Here is an 18,559-nt window from a genome sequence, read left to right on the forward strand (position 1 = left end):
CGGGCGGGGGTATCGTCCCGAACAGGCCCGGATTGTGCCCTGCTCCTAAAATCGCCGCATGAACTCCCCCGCTCCCCGCTCCGGCTCGACCCGGCGTTTTGATGTCGCCATCCGCGGCGCCGGTGTGGTCGGCCAGACCCTGGCCCTGCTGCTGGCCCGTGAGCGCCTGCGCGTGGCCCTGGTCGGCACGCCGCGTGGCCCGCAAGACAAACCCGACGTGCGGGCCTATGCCCTCAACACCGCTTCGCGCGAGCTGCTGCGCTCGGTGCGCGCCTGGCCGGAAGCCGATCCGCAAGACCCGCGTGTGCTGCCGGTCACCGCGGTCAGCGGCATGCAGGTCTGGGGCGACGACGGCGGTGCGCTGGAATTTTCCGCCGACGAGCAGGGCGCCGACGCGCTCACCTGGATCGTCGACGTGCCCGCGCTGGAGCAGCGGCTGAACGACGCCATCGGCTTCCAGTCCGGCATCGAACGCATGAGCGAAGCGCCCGCCGCCGCGCTCACCGTGGTCTGCGAAGGCAAGCGCAGCCAGACGCGCGACGAACTCGGCCTGGAGTTCGACGTGCGCCCCTATCCGCACAAGGCGGTAGCGGCGCGCCTGCGCTGCGACCAGCCGCATGGAGGCATCGCCCGCCAGTGGTTCAGCAACGGCGAGGTGCTGGCGCTGCTGCCGCTGGGTGGCGCGAACGGGAACTCCGTCGCCCTGGTGTGGTCAGTCCCTGCACAGCAGGCCGACACCTGGCTGCAAGCCGACCCGACCACCTTCACCCAGGCCATGCAAGAACGTTGCGCACAGGCCCTGGGCCACATGCACATGGAAAGCCCCGCCCAGGCCTGGCCCCTCGAACTCTCCCGCGCCCAGCGCTGGATCGCCCGCACCCCGCAGGGCGGCGTGGCGCTGGCTGGCGATGCCGCCCACGCCCTGCACCCGCTGGCCGGCCAGGGCCTCAACGTCGGCCTGGCCGACGCCGCCGAACTGGCCCGCGTGCTGCAGGCGCGCGAGTACTGGCGCGAGCTGGGCGACCTCAAACTGCTGCGCCGCTACGAGCGCGCGCGTGCCGCCGAGGTGGGCGCCATGGGTTGGGTCACCGACAGCCTGTTCGGCCTCTTCTCCCACAGCGACGCGCGCGTGCAGTCGCTGCGCAACTGGGGCCTCTCGGGCTTCGACCGCAGCGGCCCGCTCAAGCGCTGGATCGCCCGCCAGGCCATGGGCCAACCCACCGCCTGAGCGCCCGCCCTTCTTCCGACACCTCGAACGCCATGAAACTCCTCAAGACCCTTTTGATCGCCCTGCTCGCCGCCGTCTCCGTGGCGGCCCTGGCCCAGGAAGCGACCATCCGCAAGAACCTCGCCGAGCGCCTGCCCAACCTGCCCGCCGTCGACGAGGTCAGCAAGACACCGATGCCCGGCATCTACGAGGTGCGCATCAACCACAGCGACATCTTCTACACCGACGCCGAAGGCAACTACCTGATCCAGGGCTCGATGATCGATACCAAGGCGCGTGTGGACCTGACCGAGCAGCGCGTTGAAAAGCTCACCGCGATCAGCTTCAAGGACCTGCCGCTGAAAGACGCCTTCACCATCGTGCGCGGCAACGGCAAGCGCAAGCTGGCGGTGTTCGAAGACCCCAACTGCGGTTACTGCAAGCGCTTCGAGCGCGACCTGGCCAAGATCGACAACGTCACCGTGCACGTGTTCCTCTACCCCATCCTGAGCGCGGACTCGGGCGAAAAATCGCGCGACATCTGGTGCGCCAAGGACAAGGGCAAGGCCTTCCTCGACTGGATGGTGCGCGACGTCACGCCCGCCAAGGCCAACTGCGACGCCGCCGCCGTGGCGCGCAACTTCGAGTACGGCAAGAAGGCGCGCATCACCGGCACCCCGACCATCTTCTTCGTCGACGGCTCGCGCGTACCGGGCGCCATCGGCACCGCGCAGATCGAAAAACAGCTCGCGGAAGCCAAGCCTTGAGCCCGCGCGCCAAGGCTGTCAAGGCTGTCGCAGCCCCCGCCTCACCCCGCGCCCGCGGCGCCCGCAAGACCGCACGCGCCGGTGTGCGCTACAGCGTGGCGGTGCTCGACGCCCACAGCCACCTGTTCGCTGTCACCCTGCGCATCGACCAGGCGGCCCGGAACCAGCGCCTGGCCCTGCCGGTGTGGATTCCCGGCAGTTACCTGGTGCGCGAGTTCTCGCAGAACCTGCAAAACCTGAGCGCCAGCCACGACGGCCAGCCGGTGGCCCTGAAGCAGCTCGACAAACACCGCTGGCAGGCCCTGAACGACGCCGGCCAGCCGCTCGAACTGCGCTACGAGGTCTACGCCTTCGACGCCTCGGTGCGCACCGCCTTTCTGGACGCCGAGCGCGGCTTCTTCAACGCCACCAGCCTGTGCCTGCAGGTGCTCGGCCAGGAAGACAGCCCGCACGAACTCGAACTCGTGGCCGGCGAAGCCACCAGCGGCTGGCAGGTTGCCACCGGCCTCACGCCGCAGGCACTGGACGACGCAGGCTTCGGCCACTACCTCGCCGCCGACTACGACGAACTGGCCGACTGCCCGGTGGAAATGGGCCGCTTCTGGAGCGCCAGCTTCACCGCCGCCGGCGTGGAGCACCGCTTCGTGGTCGCCGGGGCCGGTGCCTGGATGGATGGCGAACGCCTGATCGCCGACACGCGCCGCATCTGCGAAACCCAGATCCAGTTCTGGCACGGCCAGCGCGAGGCGCCACCGTTCTCGCGTTATGTCTTCATGCTGTACGCCAGCGCCGACGGTTACGGCGGCCTGGAGCACCGCAACTCCACCGCGCTGATCTGCCAGCGTGCCGACCTGCCGCGCCCACGCGCACCCGGCGAGACCGTGGCAGCGCTCAAGGCCACCGACGGCTACACCACGCTGCTGGGCCTGATCAGCCACGAGTACTTCCACACCTGGAACGTCAAGCGCCTGCGCCCGGCCGAGTTCAAGCGTTACGACTACAGCCAGGAAAACTACACCGAGCTGCTCTGGTTCTTCGAAGGCTTCACCAGCTACTACGACGACCTGATGCTGCGCCGCGCCGGCCTGATCGACGACGCCACCTACCTGCAGCTGGTGGCCAAGACCATCAACCAGGTGCAGCAGAGCCCGGGCCGGCTGGTGCAGAGCGTGGCGCAGGCCAGCTTTGACGCCTGGGTGAAGTACTACCGCATGAACGAGAACACGCCCAACGCCACGGTGAGTTACTACACCAAGGGCTCGCTGGTGGCGCTGTGCCTCGACCTGACGCTGCGCGCCGAAGGCCGCAGCACGCTGGACGCGGTGATGCGCGAACTCTGGCAACGCTGCGAAGGCGGCCCGATGCGCGAGGCCGATCTGCTGCGCGCCCTCAAACGCCTGGGCCAGCGCAGCTACGAGGCCGAAATTGCCGCCTGGGTGCACGGCACCGACGAGCTGCCGCTGTCGTCCCTGCTGCAGGCACGCGGCGCCAAGCTGTCGCACGACAAGGCGCCGCTGGCGCAGCAGCTCGGCCTGCGTGTGAGCGAAGCCGGCGGTGCGCTGGTGCTCAAAACCGTGCTGCGCGGCGGTGCCGCCGAAGCCGCCGGCATGGCGGCCAACGACGAATGGCTGGGTGTGGAATTTGCGCCGGCCAAACGCGGCGGCGTGGCCGAGGCCTGGCGCATCCACAAGCTCGACGAAGTGCCACCGCTGCGCGCGCAACGCCCCTTGCTCACCGCCCTGGTCTCGCGCGACAAGCGCCTGCTGCGCCTGCCGCTGCGCTGGCCCACGGCCTCGCTCGCAGTGCGGCTGGGCGTGGGCGACGCGGCGGCACTGGCCGGCTGGTTGCACACCGACAAGACCGCCTGAGCCGGCGCGCTGCGCCGCGGGGGTGACCTACCGCTTGTCCACGACGCGTTTGGCCTTGCCCTGGCTGCGCTCGACACCCCCCTCGGGCCGGAGCTGCACCAGCACGCTGCTGCCCACGAACACCTTGATGTCGTGCTGCAACCGGGCCGCCGCGCGCACCGCCGCCTCGCTCTCGGGCGCCAGGCCGGCGCGGGTCTCCACCACCACCGTCAGGTCGTCCATCGGGCCTTCGCGCGTCAGCACGCACTGGTAGTGGGCGCTCAATTCGGCGCATTTGAGAATGAGTTCTTCGATCTGCGTCGGGAACACGTTGACGCCGCGCACGATCATCATGTCGTCGCTGCGGCCGGTGATCTTCTCCATGCGGCGCATGCTGCGCGCCGTGCCCGGCAGCAGGCGCGTGAGGTCGCGCGTGCGGTAGCGGATGATGGGCAGCGCTTCCTTGGTGAGGCTGGTGAACACCAGCTCACCCATCTCGCCGTCGGCCACCGGCTCGCCGGTCTCGGGGTGGATGATCTCGGGGTAGAAGTGGTCTTCCCAGATGGTCGGGCCGTCCTTGGTTTCCACGCACTCGTTGGCCACGCCCGGGCCCATGACCTCGGACAGACCGTAGATGTCGACCGCGTCCAGCCCCATGCGCTGTTCGATCGCGCGCCGCATGTCGTTGGTCCAGGGTTCGGCGCCGAAGATGCCCAGGCGCAGGCTGCTCTCGCGCGGGTCCAGCCCCTGCCGCTCAAACTCGTCGGCAATCGCCAGCATGTAGCTCGGCGTGACCATGATGATGTCGGGCCGGAAATCCTGGATCAGCTGCACCTGGCGTTCGGTCTGGCCGCCGCCGAAGGGCACCACGGTGAGGCCGAGTTTTTCCGCGCCGTAGTGCGCGCCCAGCCCGCCGGTGAACAGGCCGTACCCATAACTCACGTGCACCAGGTCACCCGGGCGGGCGCCGCTGGCGCGGATGCTGCGCGCCATCACCGTGGCCCAGGTGTCGATGTCCTTCAGCGTGTAGCCCACCACCGTCGGCTTGCCGGTGGTGCCGCTGCTGGCGTGGATGCGCGCGCATTGCGTGCGCGGCACCGCGAACATGCCGAAGGGGTAGCTGTCGCGCAGGTCCTGCTTGGTGGTGAAGGGAAACTTCGCCAGGTCGGCCAGGCTGCGGCAGTCGTCCGGGTGCACGCCCGCCGCATCGAACTTCGCCCGGTACACCGGCGAGTGCTGGTACGCATGGCGCAGCGTGGCCTGCAGGCGCTTGAGCTGCAGGGCACGCAGTTCGTCGATGCTGGCCTTTTCGATCGGCTCGAGCGCAAAGCTGTTCATGCCGCAGACTCCTCGGGAAACACCGTGCCGGAAATCACCGTGCTCTTGCCACGGAACAGCGCCACCACTTCGCCGCGCTGGTTGCTCACCCGCATGTCGTAGATGCCGTGCCGGCCCGACAGGGTCTGCTCCACGCCCTCGCAGGTCAGCACGTCGCCGGCATGTGCCGGGCGCAGGAATTCGATGCCGCAGCCGGCGGCCACGGCGTTCTTGTTGTGGCTGTTGCAGGCAAAGGCAAAGGTGGAATCGGCCAGGGTGAAGATGAAACCGCCGTGGCAGATCTGGTGGCCGTTGAGGTGCAGTGGCTGCACCGCCATGCGCATCACCGCACGGCCCGGCTCGCAAGCCAGCAGTTCCATGCCCATGGTGTGCTTGCTCGCGTTGTCGGCGGCAAACATGGTTTCACCGACCTTTTTCGCGCGCTCGTCGGGGCTCATCATTCGCCCTTGAACTGCGCCGGGCGCTTCTCGCGGAAGGCCGTCACGCCTTCGATGTAATCGTGCGTGCGGCCCAGCGCCGACTGCGTGTCGCGCTCGGCGTCGAGCTGCTGGTCCAGCGTGCGCGTGCTGGCGTCGCGCAGCAGGCCGCGCGTGGCCACCAGGGCCTTGGTCGGCATGCTGGCCAGGCGTTCGGCCAGGGCCAGGGCTGCGCCCACGCAGTCGTCGGACACGTCCCAGACCAAGCCCCACTCCTTCGCCTGCGTGGCGGGCAGCTTGTCGCCCGTCATGGCCAGCGCCATGGCGCGCGCCAGACCGAGGCGCTCGACCAGGAACCAGCTGCCACCCGCATCGGGCACCAGCCCGATCTTGCTGAAGGCCTGGATGAAGCTCGCGCCGGTGGCGGCAATGGCGATGTCGCAGGTCATGGCCAGCGAAGCGCCGGCACCGGCCGCCACGCCGTTCACCGCCGCGATGGTCGGCATGCGCAGGCTCTGCAGGCGGCGTGCCGTGGGGTTGAAGGCCTGGTCGATCACCGGGCCCGGGTCGGCGCGCTTCACCAGGTCGGGGCCGGGCTCGAAGTCGAACTCGGCCAGGTCGGCACCGGCACAGAAACCGCGCCCGGCACCGGTGATGACCAGGGCACGCACCTGCCGGTTGGCCTCGGCCTGGTCCAAGGCGGCCCAGAGCTCCTTGTGCATCTGGCGGGTGAAACTGTTCAGCGCTTCAGGGCGGTTGAGCGTGACCAGGGCCACGGCCCCGCGCTCCTCATAGACAACGGTGGCGTTGCTCATGGTCGGCTTGTCTCCTGGGGTTTTTGTTGGTGTCGAACGCAATTTACCATTAACCAACCAATCGGTCGGCCAATGTTTTCCCTGCAGGTGCACCGATATAGTGGTGGGCTTTCAACACCCCGCCACCGCCCAGGAGACACCATGACCGAGACCAGCCACTCCCCCGAATGCATCGTCGTGCGCACCGAAGGACGCGTGGGCATCGTCACGCTCAACCGGCCCAAGCAGCTCAACGCGCTCAACAACCAGCTGATGGACGAGCTGGGCGCGGCGCTCAAGGCCTTCGATGCGGACGAAGGCATCGGCTGCATGGTCATCACCGGCAGCGAAAAAGCCTTTGCCGCCGGTGCCGACATCGGCGCCATGGCCACTTACAGCTTCGCCGACGTCTACAACGGCGACTACATCACCCGCAACTGGGAAACCATCCGCAGCATCCGCAAGCCGGTGATCGCGGCGGTCAGCGGCTTCGCGCTGGGTGGCGGCTGCGAGCTGGCGATGATGTGCGACTTCATCATCGCGGCCGACAACGCCAAGTTCGGCCAGCCCGAGATCAAGCTCGGCATCATCCCCGGCGCCGGCGGCACGCAGCGCCTGCCGCGCGCGGTCGGCAAGGCCAAGACCATGGACATGGTGCTCACCAGCCGCATGATGGACGCCACCGAGGCCGAACGCGCCGGGCTGGTCAGCCGCGTGGTGCCACTGGACAAGCTGATGGACGAAACCCTGGGCGCCGCGCTGTCCATCTGCAACCTCTCGCTGCCCAGCGTGATGGCCGCCAAGGAAGCGGTGAACCGCTCGTTCGAGGGCTCGCTGTCCGACGGCGTGATGTTCGAACGCCGCATGTTCCATGCGCTCTTCGCCACCGAAGACCAGAAGGAAGGCATGGACGCCTTCGTGAACAAGCGCAAACCCGAATTCAAGAACCGCTGAACGAGGCCTCCAAAAATTCTGGCTATAATGCGCGCTTCGCTGGCGATATAGCTCAGTTGGTTAGAGCGCAGCATTCATAATGCTGATGTCGGTGGTTCAAGTCCACCTATCGCCACCAGCATCTCGAAAAGGCGGGTTCCGGCAACGGAGCCCGCCTTTTTCTTTTCCGGTCTACTCCATGGCGCTGAAATCCACCATCTTCAAGGCGAACCTGCAGATCGCCGACATCGACCACGGGTACTACGCCGACCACGCACTCACCCTGGCCCGCCACCCGAGCGAGACCGATGAGCGCATGATGGTCCGGCTGGTGGCGCTGGCGCTGCACGCCCACGAGCTGCAGGACACCTGCCGCGGTGACGGTACGCTGGCCTTTGGCGCCGGCCTGTCCGACCCGGACGATCCGGACGTGTCCCTGACCGATTTCACCGGCCGCAAGCGCCTGTGGATCGAGGTCGGCCAGCCAGAAGACAAGCCGCTGTCCAAAGCCTGCAGCAAGGCCGACGCGGTGGTGGTCTACGCCTTCGGCAGCGCGGCCGACGTCTGGTGGCGCGGCATCGAGAACAAGCTCACCCGGCTCGACCGCCTGCAGGCCTGGCGCCTGCCGACCGAGGTGGCTCCGGCCCTGGCCGCGCTTGCCGAACGCAGCATGCAGCTGCAGGCCACGGTGCAGGAGGGCGCGCTCACGCTCTCCAGCGAGCGAGGCAGCGTGCACATCGAGCCGCTGCGCTGGAAATAGGCCACCATGCGCTGCCCCGTCTGCGAAGGCCCTGACGGCCGGCCGTTCCAGGTGGTCGGAGACCGCGCCTATGGCCGCTGCACCCGCTGCGAGGCGACCTTCCTCTTTCCGGAGCAGCGACCGTCGCTGGAGGCCGAGCGCGCCGAGTACGCGCTGCACCAGAACACCGACGGCGACGTCGGCTACCGAGCCTTCCTGGCGCGCCTCGCCACCCCCCTGCTGCAGCGCCTGGCGCCTGCGCAGCACGGGCTGGACTTCGGCTGCGGCCCCGGGCCGGTGCTGGCAGCCATGCTGCGCGAGGCGGGCCACACGGTGGCCTTGTACGACCCGCTCTTCCACCCGGACGGCGCGGCGCTCGGCACCACCTACGACTTCATCACCTGCACCGAGGTGACCGAGCATTTCCACGAGCCCGCCGCCGAGTTCCGCCGGCTGGACGCGCTGCTGCGCCCGGGCGGCTGGCTGGCGCTGATGACACGCTTCCAGACCGACGATGCGCGCTTTGCCCACTGGCACTACCGGCGCGATCCGACCCACGTGGTGTTCTACCGAGAGACCACGCTGCGCTGGCTGGCGCATCACCACGGCTGGCAGGCCGAGGTGCCCTGCCCGAACGTGGTGCTGATGCACAAGCCCGCGGCGGCCTGACGGCCACCCGCCCGGCGGTGCGCCTGTGCGGCCCGGCGCACCGATGGCGCCGGTGGCTGCGTGAGACAATCCGGGCCTCGCGCGCACGCGTGCCGCGCCCCTTCCCCACAGCCTCTGGACACATACCATGAACCGCTGCCACCCCACCGCCCTGACCCGGCGCGACTCGCTCGTTTCCCTGAGCACCCTGCTCGTCACCGCCCTGCTGCCGGCCGGCGCGGCCCAGGCGCAAGCCGTGCAACGCAACTTCCCGCCCAAGGCCTTGCGTGGCTTGATGGTGGTGGCGCAGCCGCCGCTGGTGGCGATGGACGACCACCCGACGCGCCTCTCGCCCGGCGCCCGCATCCTGGACCCCGACAACCGGCTGGTGCGCCCGGCCACCCTGGTCAGCCAGGCGCTGGTGGTGAACTACACACTCGACCAGCGCGGCCAGGTGCACCAGGTGTGGATCCTGAGCGAGGCCGAGGCGAAGGAAAAACGCCCCGGCATGGGCGTGCAGCGCAACTTCGTCTTCGAGTCGCAGCAGACCGCGCCCGCCGGCACGCCGGCACGCAACAGCAACTGAGCCTTCTCGCGGCGCGCTGCGGCCCCGGGCCGCGGCCGCGCCCATGGCGTTTTGCGCGCACCGCGTGATGCCCGCCCCCTCTCCGACCGGAATTTCCCCATGAGCAAAAAAGTCTTTATCAAAACCTTCGGCTGCCAGATGAACGAGTACGACTCGGACAAGATGGCCGACGTGCTGGGCGCGGCGCAGGGCTACGAGCCCACGCAGGACGTGGAAGAGGCCGACCTGATCCTGTTCAACACCTGCTCGGTGCGCGAGAAGGCGCAGGAGAAGGTGTTCAGCGACCTCGGCCGCGTCAAGCACCTGAAGCAGAAGGGTGTGCTGATCGGCGTGGGCGGCTGCGTGGCCAGCCAGGAAGGTGCCGAGATCATCAAACGCGCGCCCTACGTGGACGTGGTGTTCGGCCCGCAGACCCTGCACCGCCTGCCCGACATGCTGAACCAGCGCCGCTTGCAGGCGCTGCCGCAGGTGGACATCAGCTTCCCCGAAATCGAGAAGTTCGACCACCTGCCGCCGGCCAAGGTCGAAGGCGCCTCGGCCTTCGTCTCGATCATGGAAGGCTGCTCCAAGTACTGCAGCTATTGCGTCGTGCCCTACACCCGCGGTGAAGAGGTGAGCCGGCCGTTCGACGACGTGCTGGTGGAAGTCGCGGGCCTGGCCGACCAGGGCGTGCGCGAAGTGACGCTGCTGGGCCAGAACGTGAACGCCTACCGCGGCACCATGGGCGACACCGCCGACATCGCCGACTTCGCGCTGCTGCTGGAATACGTGGCCGACATCCCGGGCATCGAGCGCATCCGCTACACCACCAGCCACCCGAACGAGTTCACGCCGCGCCTCATTGAGGCCTACGGCAAGATCCCCAAGCTGGTGAACCACCTGCACCTGCCGGTGCAGCACGGTTCGGACCGCATCCTGATGGCCATGAAGCGTGGCTACACCGCCATGGAATACAAGAGCACGGTGCGCAAGCTGCGCGCGATCCGGCCCGACCTTGCGATGAGCAGCGACTTCATCGTCGGCTTCCCCGGCGAGACCGACGAGGACTTCGACAAGATGATGAAGCTCATCACCGACGTCGGCTTCGACACCAGCTTCAGCTTCATCTTCAGCCCGCGCCCCGGCACGCCGGCGGCCAACCTCACGGACGACACGCCGCACGAGGTCAAGCTCAAGCGCCTGCAGCACCTGCAGGCCACCATCGAAGAAAACGTGCGCCGCATCAGCGCCAGCCGCGAGGGCACGGTGCAGCGCATCCTGGTCGAGGGCTTCTCGCGCAAGAACGCCGAAGAACTCATGGGCCGCACCGAATGCAACCGCGTCGTCAACTTCGACGGTGGCCCGATGGCCACGCGCCTGGTCGGCCAGATGATCGACGTGCGCATCACCGAAGCGCGCCCGCACTCGCTGCGCGGCGAGGTGCTGGTGCGCGAAGCGGCCTGAGGCCGCTGCCCGGGATGAGCGCATGACGTCGGCGCGGTTTTCCTTCCGGCAGTTGCTGCTGGTGGCCTTTCTGCTGATCGGCGCGCTGCTCGGCGTGGCCGCAGTGCGCGCGCTGTTCTCGCTCGACACCCTGATGGCCCAAAGCCGCGACAGCGCGGCACAGGCGATCGCGCTGTCCACCGCCGCGCAGTCCCTGTCCGAGCGCAGCCTCACCATGGAGCGCGCGGCTCGCCAGTCGCTGGTGCTGCGCGACAACCAGCTGCGCCAACGTTTCAACGAAGCCGCGGGCAATGCGCGCGACATCCTCAAACGCCTGGAAGACAACGAGCTGCCGCCCGAGTACGCGCTCAACTGGCTGGACCGGCTCGACACCATCACCGGCCTGCTCGACGGCCCGCCCGACACCGCACTCGACCGCGAGCGCGAGGTGGCGCAGGTGTTCCGCGAGATCGACGGCCACAGCGCGTCCATCGCGCAGAAGGTGCAGTCCATCATCACCGGCCGCAACGAGGCGCTGCAGGCGCGTTTTGCCGCCAGCCGGCAGGAGCTCACGCAACAGGTGATCGGCGCCATCGGCATCGCGGCCTTCCTGGCGCTGGCCTTCGGCATCTGGCTGGCGCGGCCGTTCAAGCGGCTGGAGAACGCCATTCAGGGCCTGGGCGAGAACCGGCTCGACCTGCCGATCGACATCCGCGGGCCGAGCGACGTGCGCCGCGTGAGCCAGCAGCTGGAATGGCTGCGCCTGCGCCTGACCGAGCTGGACGCCGACAAGGCGCGTTTCCTGCGCCACATCTCGCACGAGCTGAAGACCCCCCTGGCCTCGTTGCACGAAGGCGTGGCGGTGCTGGGCGACGGCGTGGCCGGCGCGCTCAACACCAGCCAGGCCGAGGTGGTGAACATCCTGCAGCACAACACCTTGCTGCTGCAGCACCAGATCGAAGCCCTGCTGCGCTTCAACGCCGCCGCCTTCGAGGCGCGCCAGCTCAAACGCGAACGCACCGACCTGATGGCGCTGCTGGAAGACCAGGTGGATACCCAGCGCCTGCAATGGCAGGCGCAAGCGCTGGAGGTGCGGGTCGAGGGTGTGCCGGTGAGCATGCCGGTGGACCGCGAGAAGATCGCCTCGGCGGTCGGCAACCTGCTGTCCAACGCCATCCGCTTCTCGCCGCACGGTGGCCACATCCGGCTGGTGCTGCTCGACCTGCCAGGGCACGCCTGCATCGACATCGTCGACCAGGGCCCCGGCGTGGCCGAGCCCGACCGCGAGCGCATCTTCGAACCCTTCTACCGTGGCGAACGGCAGCCGCAAGGCGCGGTGCGTGGCACCGGCATCGGCCTGTCCATCGTGCACGAGTACATTCTGGCCCATGGGGGCCGCATCACCCTGCTGCCCCAGCGCCAGGGCGCCCACTTCCGCATTGAGCTTCCGCATGCCAACTGATCCGATCCGTCCCACCCCGGCGCCACACGCCAACCACCGGCCACACCACCGCCGTGCCGGCCGCGCCGGGCTCGCCGCAGCGGCCGCCCTGGTCTGGTCGCTGGCGGCCTGCGGCACCGTGCCGGCCGCGCCCGAACCGGGCAGCGTGCAGGTCCAGGCGGCCACGCCCGTCGTCGCCACGCCTTCGCAACCGCAACAGCCCACCGTCACCCCGCTCGCCGCCGGGCCGGCTGCCCCCGCCCAGGTGCTCAGCGCCGAAACCCCGCCGGCGCCCGACGTGGTCACCGCACTGCTGAGTTACGCCGACCGCCTGTACGCGCTCAGCCCGACCGACCTGGCGGCCGAGATCGTGGTGCAGGGTGACCCCGGCAACGTGGCGCTGCGCCAGATGCAGCTGGCACTGGCCCTGATCCACCTGCGCCAACCCGCCGAGACCGCACGCGCCCTGGGCCTGGTGCAGCGCGTGATCGCCCACACCGGCCCCGAGAGCCTGCCGCTCAAGCCGCTGGCGCGCCTGCTCGCGCACCGCCTGATGGAACAGCGCAAGCTGGAAGACACGGTGGAGCGCCAGAACCAGCAGCTGCGCGAGAGCCAGCGCCGCATCGACGTGCTCAACGAACGGCTGGAGGCCATGCGCGCCATCGAGCGCAGCCTGACCACCCGCCCGCCGGCCACGGCACCGCAGCCCGGCAACTCGCGCCCGACCTCGCCATGAGCACCCCGGCCAACCCTGGCTCGAACCCGCGTGCGCGCCTGCTGGTGGTCGACGACGACGCCGACATGCTGCGCCTGCTGTCCATGCGGCTGGGTTCGGCGGGTTACCAGGTCACCTCGGTCGGCTCGGCCGAAGCGGCGCTCAGCCAGCTCGACATCGAACGCCCGCAGCTGGTGCTGTCCGACGTGCGCCTGCCCGGGCGTGACGGCCTGGCGCTGTTCGACGAGATCCGCTCACGCCATCCCTCGCTGCCGGTGATCCTGCTCACCGCGCACGGCACCATCCCCGACGCGGTGGAAGCCACCGCGCGCGGCGTCTACACCTACCTCACCAAACCCTACGACGCCAAGGAACTGCTGGAGAAGATCGCCCAGGCCCTGGCGCTGGGGGCACCGGCGAGCCAGAACACCCAGATCGACGAGGCCTGGCGCAGCGAGATCGTGAGCCGCTCCAACCGCATGGCCGACCTGCTGGCCGAGGCGCGCATGGTGGCCCAGTCCGACGCCAGCGTGCTGCTGCGCGGCGACTCCGGCACCGGCAAGGAAATGCTGGCGCACGCCATCCACAAGGCCAGCGCGCGCGCCAACCGGCCCTTCATCGCGGTCAACTGCGGCGCGATCCCCGAGGCGCTGCTCGAATCCGAGCTGTTCGGCCACATGAAGGGCGCCTTCACCGACGCCGTCTCCAACCACAAGGGCCTGTTCCAGGCCGCCGACGGCGGCACCCTGCTGCTGGACGAAATCGGGGACATGCCGCCGGCCCTGCAGGTCAAGCTGCTGCGCGTGCTGCAGGAGCGCGCGGTGCGCCCGCTCGGCTCCAGCCAGTCGCTGCCGGTGGACGTGCGCATCATCTCGGCCACCCACCGCGACCTCGAAGACGCCATGGCCTCGGCCCAGTTCCGCGAAGACCTGTACTACCGCCTCAACGTGGTCACGCTGACCCTGCCCACGCTGGCCGAGCGGCGCGAAGACATCGCCCTGCTGGCCAACCACTTTCTCGCCCGGCTGGCCGCCAAGTACGGCAAGCGCAGCTCGGGCTTTGCCCCCGAGGCGCTCAAGGCGCTGACCATGGCGGCCTGGCCGGGCAATGTGCGCCAGCTCTACAACGTGGTCGAACAGGTCTGCGCGCTGTCCACCACGCCGCTGGTGTCGCTCGCGCTGGTGCAGCGCGCCTTGCGCACGCCCTCGGTGGAAGTGCTGAGCTTTGCCGACGCCAAGCAACGTTTCGAGCGCGAGTACCTGGTCGACCTGCTCAAGATGACCGACGGCAATGTGGCCGACGCGGCCCGCCTGGCGCAACGCAACCGCACCGAGTTCTACCGCCTGCTGCAGAAACACGCGCTCACGCCGGGCCTGTTCAAAAGCGACGCCACAGCGGGCTCCGGCGACGTTGTCGCCGAAGAGTGACACGGCCAGATCGTTGTTTTCATTGGGTTTTCCCGCCTAAATCACCGCGTCTGTCGCCGTTCAGCGACAAAAACAGGGGGCTACACCTCCTTGCCAGCCCCCCAGGGCCTCGGCACACATCTTGATACGCGCCAGACCGTTGATCTGATTGGGTTTTTCCGGGTTGGCACAGGGTTTGCCCTTATACCGGCATGCCCAACAAGATTCGTCCGTTTTCCACCCTCCAGCGCCTGCGCGGCTGGACCGTGCTCGGTGCCGTGCTGGTCTCGCTTTGCGGGGCGTCGGCCCAGGCCCAGCGCTTCGACTGGGACAGCCTGACCCAGATCGCCCAGACCCGCTCGCAACAGCCCTACCGTGCAAACAGCGACAAGCTGCCGGCCGAGCTGAGCACCATCACCTACGACCAGCTGCGCGACATCCGCTTCAAGACCGACCAGTCCGTCTGGCGCGCGCAGAACCTGCCGTTCGAGGCCCAGTTCTTCCACCTCGGCCTGTACCAGACCGAGCCGGTGCGCATCCACGAACTGCTGGCCGACGGCACGGTGAACCACCTGCCCTACCGCGGCAGCGATTTCGACTACGGCAAGAACACCTTCGACACCAGCAAGTGGGGTGACCTCGGCCACGCCGGCTTCCGCCTGCACTACCCGCTCAACGGCCAGGCCTACAAGGACGAGCTGGTGGTGTTCCAGGGCGCGAGCTACTTCCGCGCACTCGGCGCCGGCCAGGGCTACGGCCTGTCGGCCCGTGGCCTGGCGATCGACACCGTGGGTGGCAGCGGCGAAGAATTCCCGCGCTTCTCCGAGTTCTGGCTGCAGCGCCCGGCCGCCGGCGCCACCGAAGTCACGGTGTTCGCCCTGCTCGAATCGCCGCGCGCCACCGGCGCCTACCGCTTCGTGATCCGCCCCGGCCAGCAGACCACCACCACCGTGAGCGCACGCGTGTTCCTGCGCGCCGGTGCCGGCCCGGTCAACACCCTGGGCATGGCGCCGCTCACCAGCATGTTCCTGTCGGGCGAGAACCAGCCCATGGACAGCGACTTCCGCCCCGAAGTGCACGACTCCGACGGCCTGATGATGGTCAGCGGCGAAGGCGAATGGCTGTGGCGCCCGCTGCAGCGGCCGAAGGACATCACGGTCAGCTCCTTCACCATGAAGAACCCGCGCGGCTTCGGCCTGATGCAGCGCGACCGCAGCTTCGCCAACTACGAAGACGTGGAAGCGCGCTACGAGCGCCGCCCGAGCGCCTGGATCAAACCCGTCGGCGACTGGGGCCAGGGCCGCGTCGAGCTGGTGCAGCTGCCCACGCCCGACGAGACGCACGACAACATCGTCGCCTACTGGGTGCCGGCCCAATTGCCCGCCGCCGGCAAGCCACTGGAACTGAGCTACGAAATGGCCTGGCAAGGCGACGTGCAGCAACGCCCGCCGTCGAGCTGGGTGACGCAAAGCCGCAAGGGTTATGGCTTCACCCGCCTCTCGCCCGCCGAGCAGCTGCGCCAGCCGCAGTACGTGCTCGACTTCGCCGGCCCGGCGCTCGACGCGCTGCCCGCCGACGCACCGGTCAAGGCGATCGTCACCGCCAATGCCAACGGCAAGGTGCTCGAGACCCTGGCCTACCCCAACCCCGCCACGCGCACCTGGCGCGTGACCTTGCGTGTTGAACGTGTGGACGCCACCCAGCCGGTCGAGCTGCGCGCCTACCTGCAACACAACAACGACACCGTGAGCGAAACATGGACACATCTGCTGCTACCCGAATGAGCACCGCACCAGACCGCTCACCCGCCTTGCCGCACACCGACGCATTGAACGGAGTACCCGCCATGCCCACCACCTCCAGAGCCCTGCTGCGCGAAGAGCGCCATCCCAACGCGGTGACGGCCCCGCCGATCAACCGTGGCTCCATGGTGCCGCGCCCCTGGCGTGGTTTCTGGAACAGCATCGGCACCGCCGTGCTGAGCACGGTCACCCGCGCCCTGCCGCCGCGCGACAGGCACGCCGCCAGTCACGAAGTGAGCGAAGCACCACAAGCCTGGGAGAACGCGGCCAACCGCCGCCGCTTCGTGTTCGTGCTGCTCACCGTGCTGAGCACCGCGTTCGCCACCAGCCTGTTTGCCGACGCCCAGCCGGCGCACGACAACCCCTGGCTGCAATACGGCCAGCTGGCGCTGTTCGGCATGCTCTCGGCCTGGGTCGTGACCGGTTTCGTGACCGCGCTGATGGGCTTCTGGGTTTCGCTGTTCGGTGACAAGCACACGCTGCGCGCCGCCGATGTGCGCGACCACGCCATGAACCCGGACGCGCGCACCGCGATCATCATGCCGATCTGCAACGAAGACGTGCCCACCGTCTTCGCCGGCCTGCGCGCCACCTGCGAATCGCTCGCCGCCACCGGCCACGCCGGCCAGTTCGACGTCTTCGTGCTGTCCGACAGCTACGACCCCACCATCGCCGCCGCCGAGAAGGCCGCCTGGGAAGACCTGCGCGCCGCACTCGCCGCCCAGCCGGACCTGCCCTCGATCGAGGTCTACTACCGCCTGCGCACCCGCCGCACCCACCGCAAGGCCGGCAACGTGGCCGATTTCTGCCGCCGCTGGGGCAAGGACTACCGCTACATGGTGGTGCTCGACGCCGACAGCGTGATGAGCGGCAACTGCCTGGTGTCCATGGTCAAGCTGATGGAAGCCAACCCCAAGGCCGGCATCATCCAGACCGCCACCCAGGCCATCGGCCACGCCACCCTGCACGCCCGCGCCCAGCAGTTCGGCTCGCGCGTGACCGGCCGCCTGTTCACGCTGGGCATGCAGTTCTGGCAGCTCGGCGAGTCGCACTACTGGGGCCACAACGCCATCATCCGCGTCGAGCCCTTCATGCAGCATTGCGCGCTGGCCCCGATCAAGGGCACGGGCGGCATGTCCGGCGGCATCATGTCGCACGACTTTGTTGAAGCCGCGCTGATGCGCCGCGCCGGTTACCACGTGTGGCTGGTGTCCGACCTCACCGGCAGCTACGAGCAACAACCGCCAGACCTGCTGAGCGAACTGCAACGCGACCGCCGCTGGTGCCAGGGCAACCTGCAGAACTCGCGCCTGATGGCCGAGCCCGGCATCCACCGCGTGCACCGCACCATGTTCGTGATCGGCGCCATGTCCTACCTGTCGGCCCCGCTGTGGCTGGCCTTCCTGTCCATCGGCACCGCGCTGTGGGCCGCGAACTCCGGCGGCCTGTCGATCTGGCACGCCGTGCCCGACGAGCTGCGCGCACTCTGGATGTGGACGCTGACCATGCTGTTCATGCCCCGCGTGCTCGGCCTGCTGGCCGTGTTCATGAAGGGCGAACAAAAGTCCTTCGGTGGCACCGTCGGTCTGCTGGGCAGCTCGGTGGTGGAGACCGTGCTGGCCCTGATGCAGGCCCCGATCCGCATGCTGGCGCACTCGCTGTTCGTGCTGGTGGCCATCACTGGCCTGAAGCTGGACTGGAAGTCGCCTCCGCGTGAAGCCGCTGGCGTGACCTGGCGCGATGCGCTGGCCCGCCTGGCGCCCATGACGCTGGTGATCGGCCTGCTGGCGGTGGGCGTGGCCCTGATCAACGCCAACGCGCTGATCTGGCTCGCCCCGGTGGCCCTGCCCTTGCTGCTGGCCGTGCCGCTGACCGTGGCCACCAGCCACGTCGACCTCGGCGCCTGGATGCGTTCGCGCGGTGTGCTGCTGATTCCCGAAGAGTCGTGGTCGCCCGCCGTGCTGCGCCGCGCCTGGCGCCACGCCAGCCGCCTGGCCTTGCCACACGCCGCCTGAGTTTCCCCTGCTGTCACACAGGACCAACGCGCCGCATCTGCGGCGCGTTTTTTTTCGCCCCGGCGGCTCGGCTCAGCGCAGCGCGCTGTAGTTGGCCGGCACGAAGCGGTAGCCCCGGCCCTCGCGGCGCAGGTGGCCGATGCCGGGGAAGGACAAGTGCGCCGCCGCCACCCAATAGCCGTTCTTCGCCGCGTCGGCATACGCCTTCTGGCGCTGCGCGGCGGCGGACTTGCTGTCGGTGTCGAAGGCGATGGTGACCGCGGGGTTGGCAAACTGCACCGCCGCCACGTGCATCAGGTCACCCCACAACACCAGCTTCTGGCCCTGGCTTTCCACCACGCAGGCGCGGCCTGGGCCACGATGCCGGTGCGGCCCTGGAAGGCTTGAACTCGCCTGCTGCACCCGCGTGGGCCCCGGGCCAGAGCGCACGCGCCGAGCGCGGTTTGCAGCCAGCGTGTGGATGTCATGGATGCACTCCCAGAA

Annotated in this window: 16 protein-coding genes, 1 tRNA gene and 1 pseudogene; 14 read left to right on the plus strand and 4 right to left on the minus strand. The window is 68.8% G+C overall.

Annotated features, from left to right (window positions below; all coding sequences use genetic code 11):
• Positions 1–58: 58 nt before the first annotated feature.
• From HPA01S_RS03760 to HPA01S_RS03770, 3 genes are read left to right on the plus strand one after another with little or no spacing between them, the layout of a single operon-like run.
• Complete coding sequence (locus tag HPA01S_RS03760; RefSeq protein ID WP_066266869.1) at positions 59–1,228, plus strand: FAD-dependent monooxygenase; 1,170 nt, start codon at positions 59–61, stop codon at positions 1,226–1,228.
• A 32-nt stretch (positions 1,229–1,260) separates the two neighbouring features.
• Positions 1,261–1,974, plus strand: coding sequence for a DsbC family protein (locus HPA01S_RS03765; RefSeq protein ID WP_066266872.1), 714 nt, complete (start codon positions 1,261–1,263; stop codon positions 1,972–1,974).
• Positions 1,971–3,842 (plus strand): M61 family metallopeptidase, encoded by a 1,872-nt coding sequence (locus HPA01S_RS03770; RefSeq protein WP_084360443.1) that lies wholly within the window; start codon positions 1,971–1,973, stop codon positions 3,840–3,842. The genes HPA01S_RS03765 and HPA01S_RS03770 overlap by 4 nt, the downstream gene beginning before the upstream one ends.
• Before the next feature lie 27 nt (positions 3,843–3,869).
• Here HPA01S_RS03770 and paaK read toward each other — a convergent pair whose 3' ends face one another.
• From paaK to HPA01S_RS03785, 3 genes are read right to left on the minus strand one after another with little or no spacing between them, the layout of a single operon-like run.
• Positions 3,870–5,159: a phenylacetate--CoA ligase PaaK gene (gene paaK / locus HPA01S_RS03775; RefSeq protein ID WP_066266874.1), complete on the minus strand. Its 1,290-nt coding sequence runs from the start codon at positions 5,157–5,159 to the stop codon at positions 3,870–3,872.
• Entirely contained in the window at positions 5,156–5,596 is a 441-nt protein-coding gene (paaI, locus tag HPA01S_RS03780; RefSeq protein ID WP_066267266.1) for a hydroxyphenylacetyl-CoA thioesterase PaaI, read from the minus strand. The genes paaK and paaI overlap by 4 nt, the downstream gene beginning before the upstream one ends.
• The gene (locus HPA01S_RS03785) at positions 5,596–6,390 is read right to left on the minus strand and encodes an enoyl-CoA hydratase-related protein (RefSeq protein ID WP_066266878.1); all 795 of its coding nucleotides are present in this window, start codon (positions 6,388–6,390) and stop codon (positions 5,596–5,598) included. Before HPA01S_RS03785 ends, paaI begins: the two co-directional genes overlap by 1 nt.
• A gap of 141 nt (positions 6,391–6,531) precedes the next feature.
• Between HPA01S_RS03785 and HPA01S_RS03790 the strand changes: the two genes are divergently transcribed.
• The 11 genes from HPA01S_RS03790 to mdoH all read left to right on the plus strand — a co-directional run bounded on the left by HPA01S_RS03790 (position 6,532) and on the right by mdoH (position 18,076).
• Entirely contained in the window at positions 6,532–7,323 is a 792-nt protein-coding gene (locus HPA01S_RS03790) for an enoyl-CoA hydratase (RefSeq protein WP_066266881.1), read from the plus strand.
• Positions 7,324–7,364: 41 nt separating this feature from the next.
• Positions 7,365–7,441: transfer RNA gene (locus tag HPA01S_RS03795), tRNA-Met, on the plus strand.
• A gap of 60 nt (positions 7,442–7,501) precedes the next feature.
• A complete protein-coding gene (locus HPA01S_RS03800) occupies positions 7,502–8,062 on the plus strand; it encodes a YaeQ family protein (protein WP_066266884.1) in 561 nt (186 codons plus the stop codon).
• 6 nt (positions 8,063–8,068) lie between these two features.
• Positions 8,069–8,710 carry a class I SAM-dependent methyltransferase gene (locus tag HPA01S_RS03805; protein WP_066266886.1) on the plus strand — a complete coding sequence of 214 codons (642 nt, stop codon included), beginning with the start codon at positions 8,069–8,071 and terminating at the stop codon, positions 8,708–8,710.
• Between the two features lie 127 nt (positions 8,711–8,837).
• Positions 8,838–9,275: a hypothetical protein gene (locus tag HPA01S_RS03810; protein ID WP_084360444.1), complete on the plus strand. Its 438-nt coding sequence runs from the start codon at positions 8,838–8,840 to the stop codon at positions 9,273–9,275.
• A gap of 99 nt (positions 9,276–9,374) precedes the next feature.
• Complete coding sequence (gene miaB / locus HPA01S_RS03815) at positions 9,375–10,718, plus strand: tRNA (N6-isopentenyl adenosine(37)-C2)-methylthiotransferase MiaB (protein ID WP_066266893.1); 1,344 nt, start codon at positions 9,375–9,377, stop codon at positions 10,716–10,718.
• 22 nt (positions 10,719–10,740) lie between these two features.
• Positions 10,741–12,159 (plus strand): sensor histidine kinase, encoded by a 1,419-nt coding sequence (locus HPA01S_RS03820; protein ID WP_066266895.1) that lies wholly within the window; start codon positions 10,741–10,743, stop codon positions 12,157–12,159.
• Complete coding sequence (locus HPA01S_RS03825) at positions 12,149–12,874, plus strand: hypothetical protein (protein WP_245638563.1); 726 nt, start codon at positions 12,149–12,151, stop codon at positions 12,872–12,874. Before HPA01S_RS03820 ends, HPA01S_RS03825 begins: the two co-directional genes overlap by 11 nt.
• Entirely contained in the window at positions 12,871–14,280 is a 1,410-nt protein-coding gene (locus HPA01S_RS03830) for a sigma 54-interacting transcriptional regulator (protein ID WP_066266897.1), read from the plus strand. The genes HPA01S_RS03825 and HPA01S_RS03830 overlap by 4 nt, the downstream gene beginning before the upstream one ends.
• A 191-nt stretch (positions 14,281–14,471) precedes the next feature.
• The gene (locus HPA01S_RS03835; RefSeq protein ID WP_084360445.1) at positions 14,472–16,043 is read left to right on the plus strand and encodes a glucan biosynthesis protein G; all 1,572 of its coding nucleotides are present in this window, start codon (positions 14,472–14,474) and stop codon (positions 16,041–16,043) included.
• A 62-nt stretch (positions 16,044–16,105) separates the two neighbouring features.
• Complete coding sequence (gene mdoH / locus HPA01S_RS03840) at positions 16,106–18,076, plus strand: glucans biosynthesis glucosyltransferase MdoH (RefSeq protein ID WP_066266901.1); 1,971 nt, start codon at positions 16,106–16,108, stop codon at positions 18,074–18,076.
• 72 nt (positions 18,077–18,148) lie between these two features.
• Here mdoH and HPA01S_RS03845 read toward each other — a convergent pair.
• A pseudogene (locus HPA01S_RS03845) lies at positions 18,149–18,415 on the minus strand (MBL fold metallo-hydrolase); the annotation flags it as partial.
• Positions 18,416–18,559: the final 144 nt, after the last annotated feature.

Origin of the sequence: Hydrogenophaga palleronii NBRC 102513 (assembly GCF_001571225.1) — a bacterium.
GTDB classification, from domain to species: Bacteria; Pseudomonadota; Gammaproteobacteria; order Burkholderiales; family Burkholderiaceae_C; genus Hydrogenophaga; species Hydrogenophaga palleronii.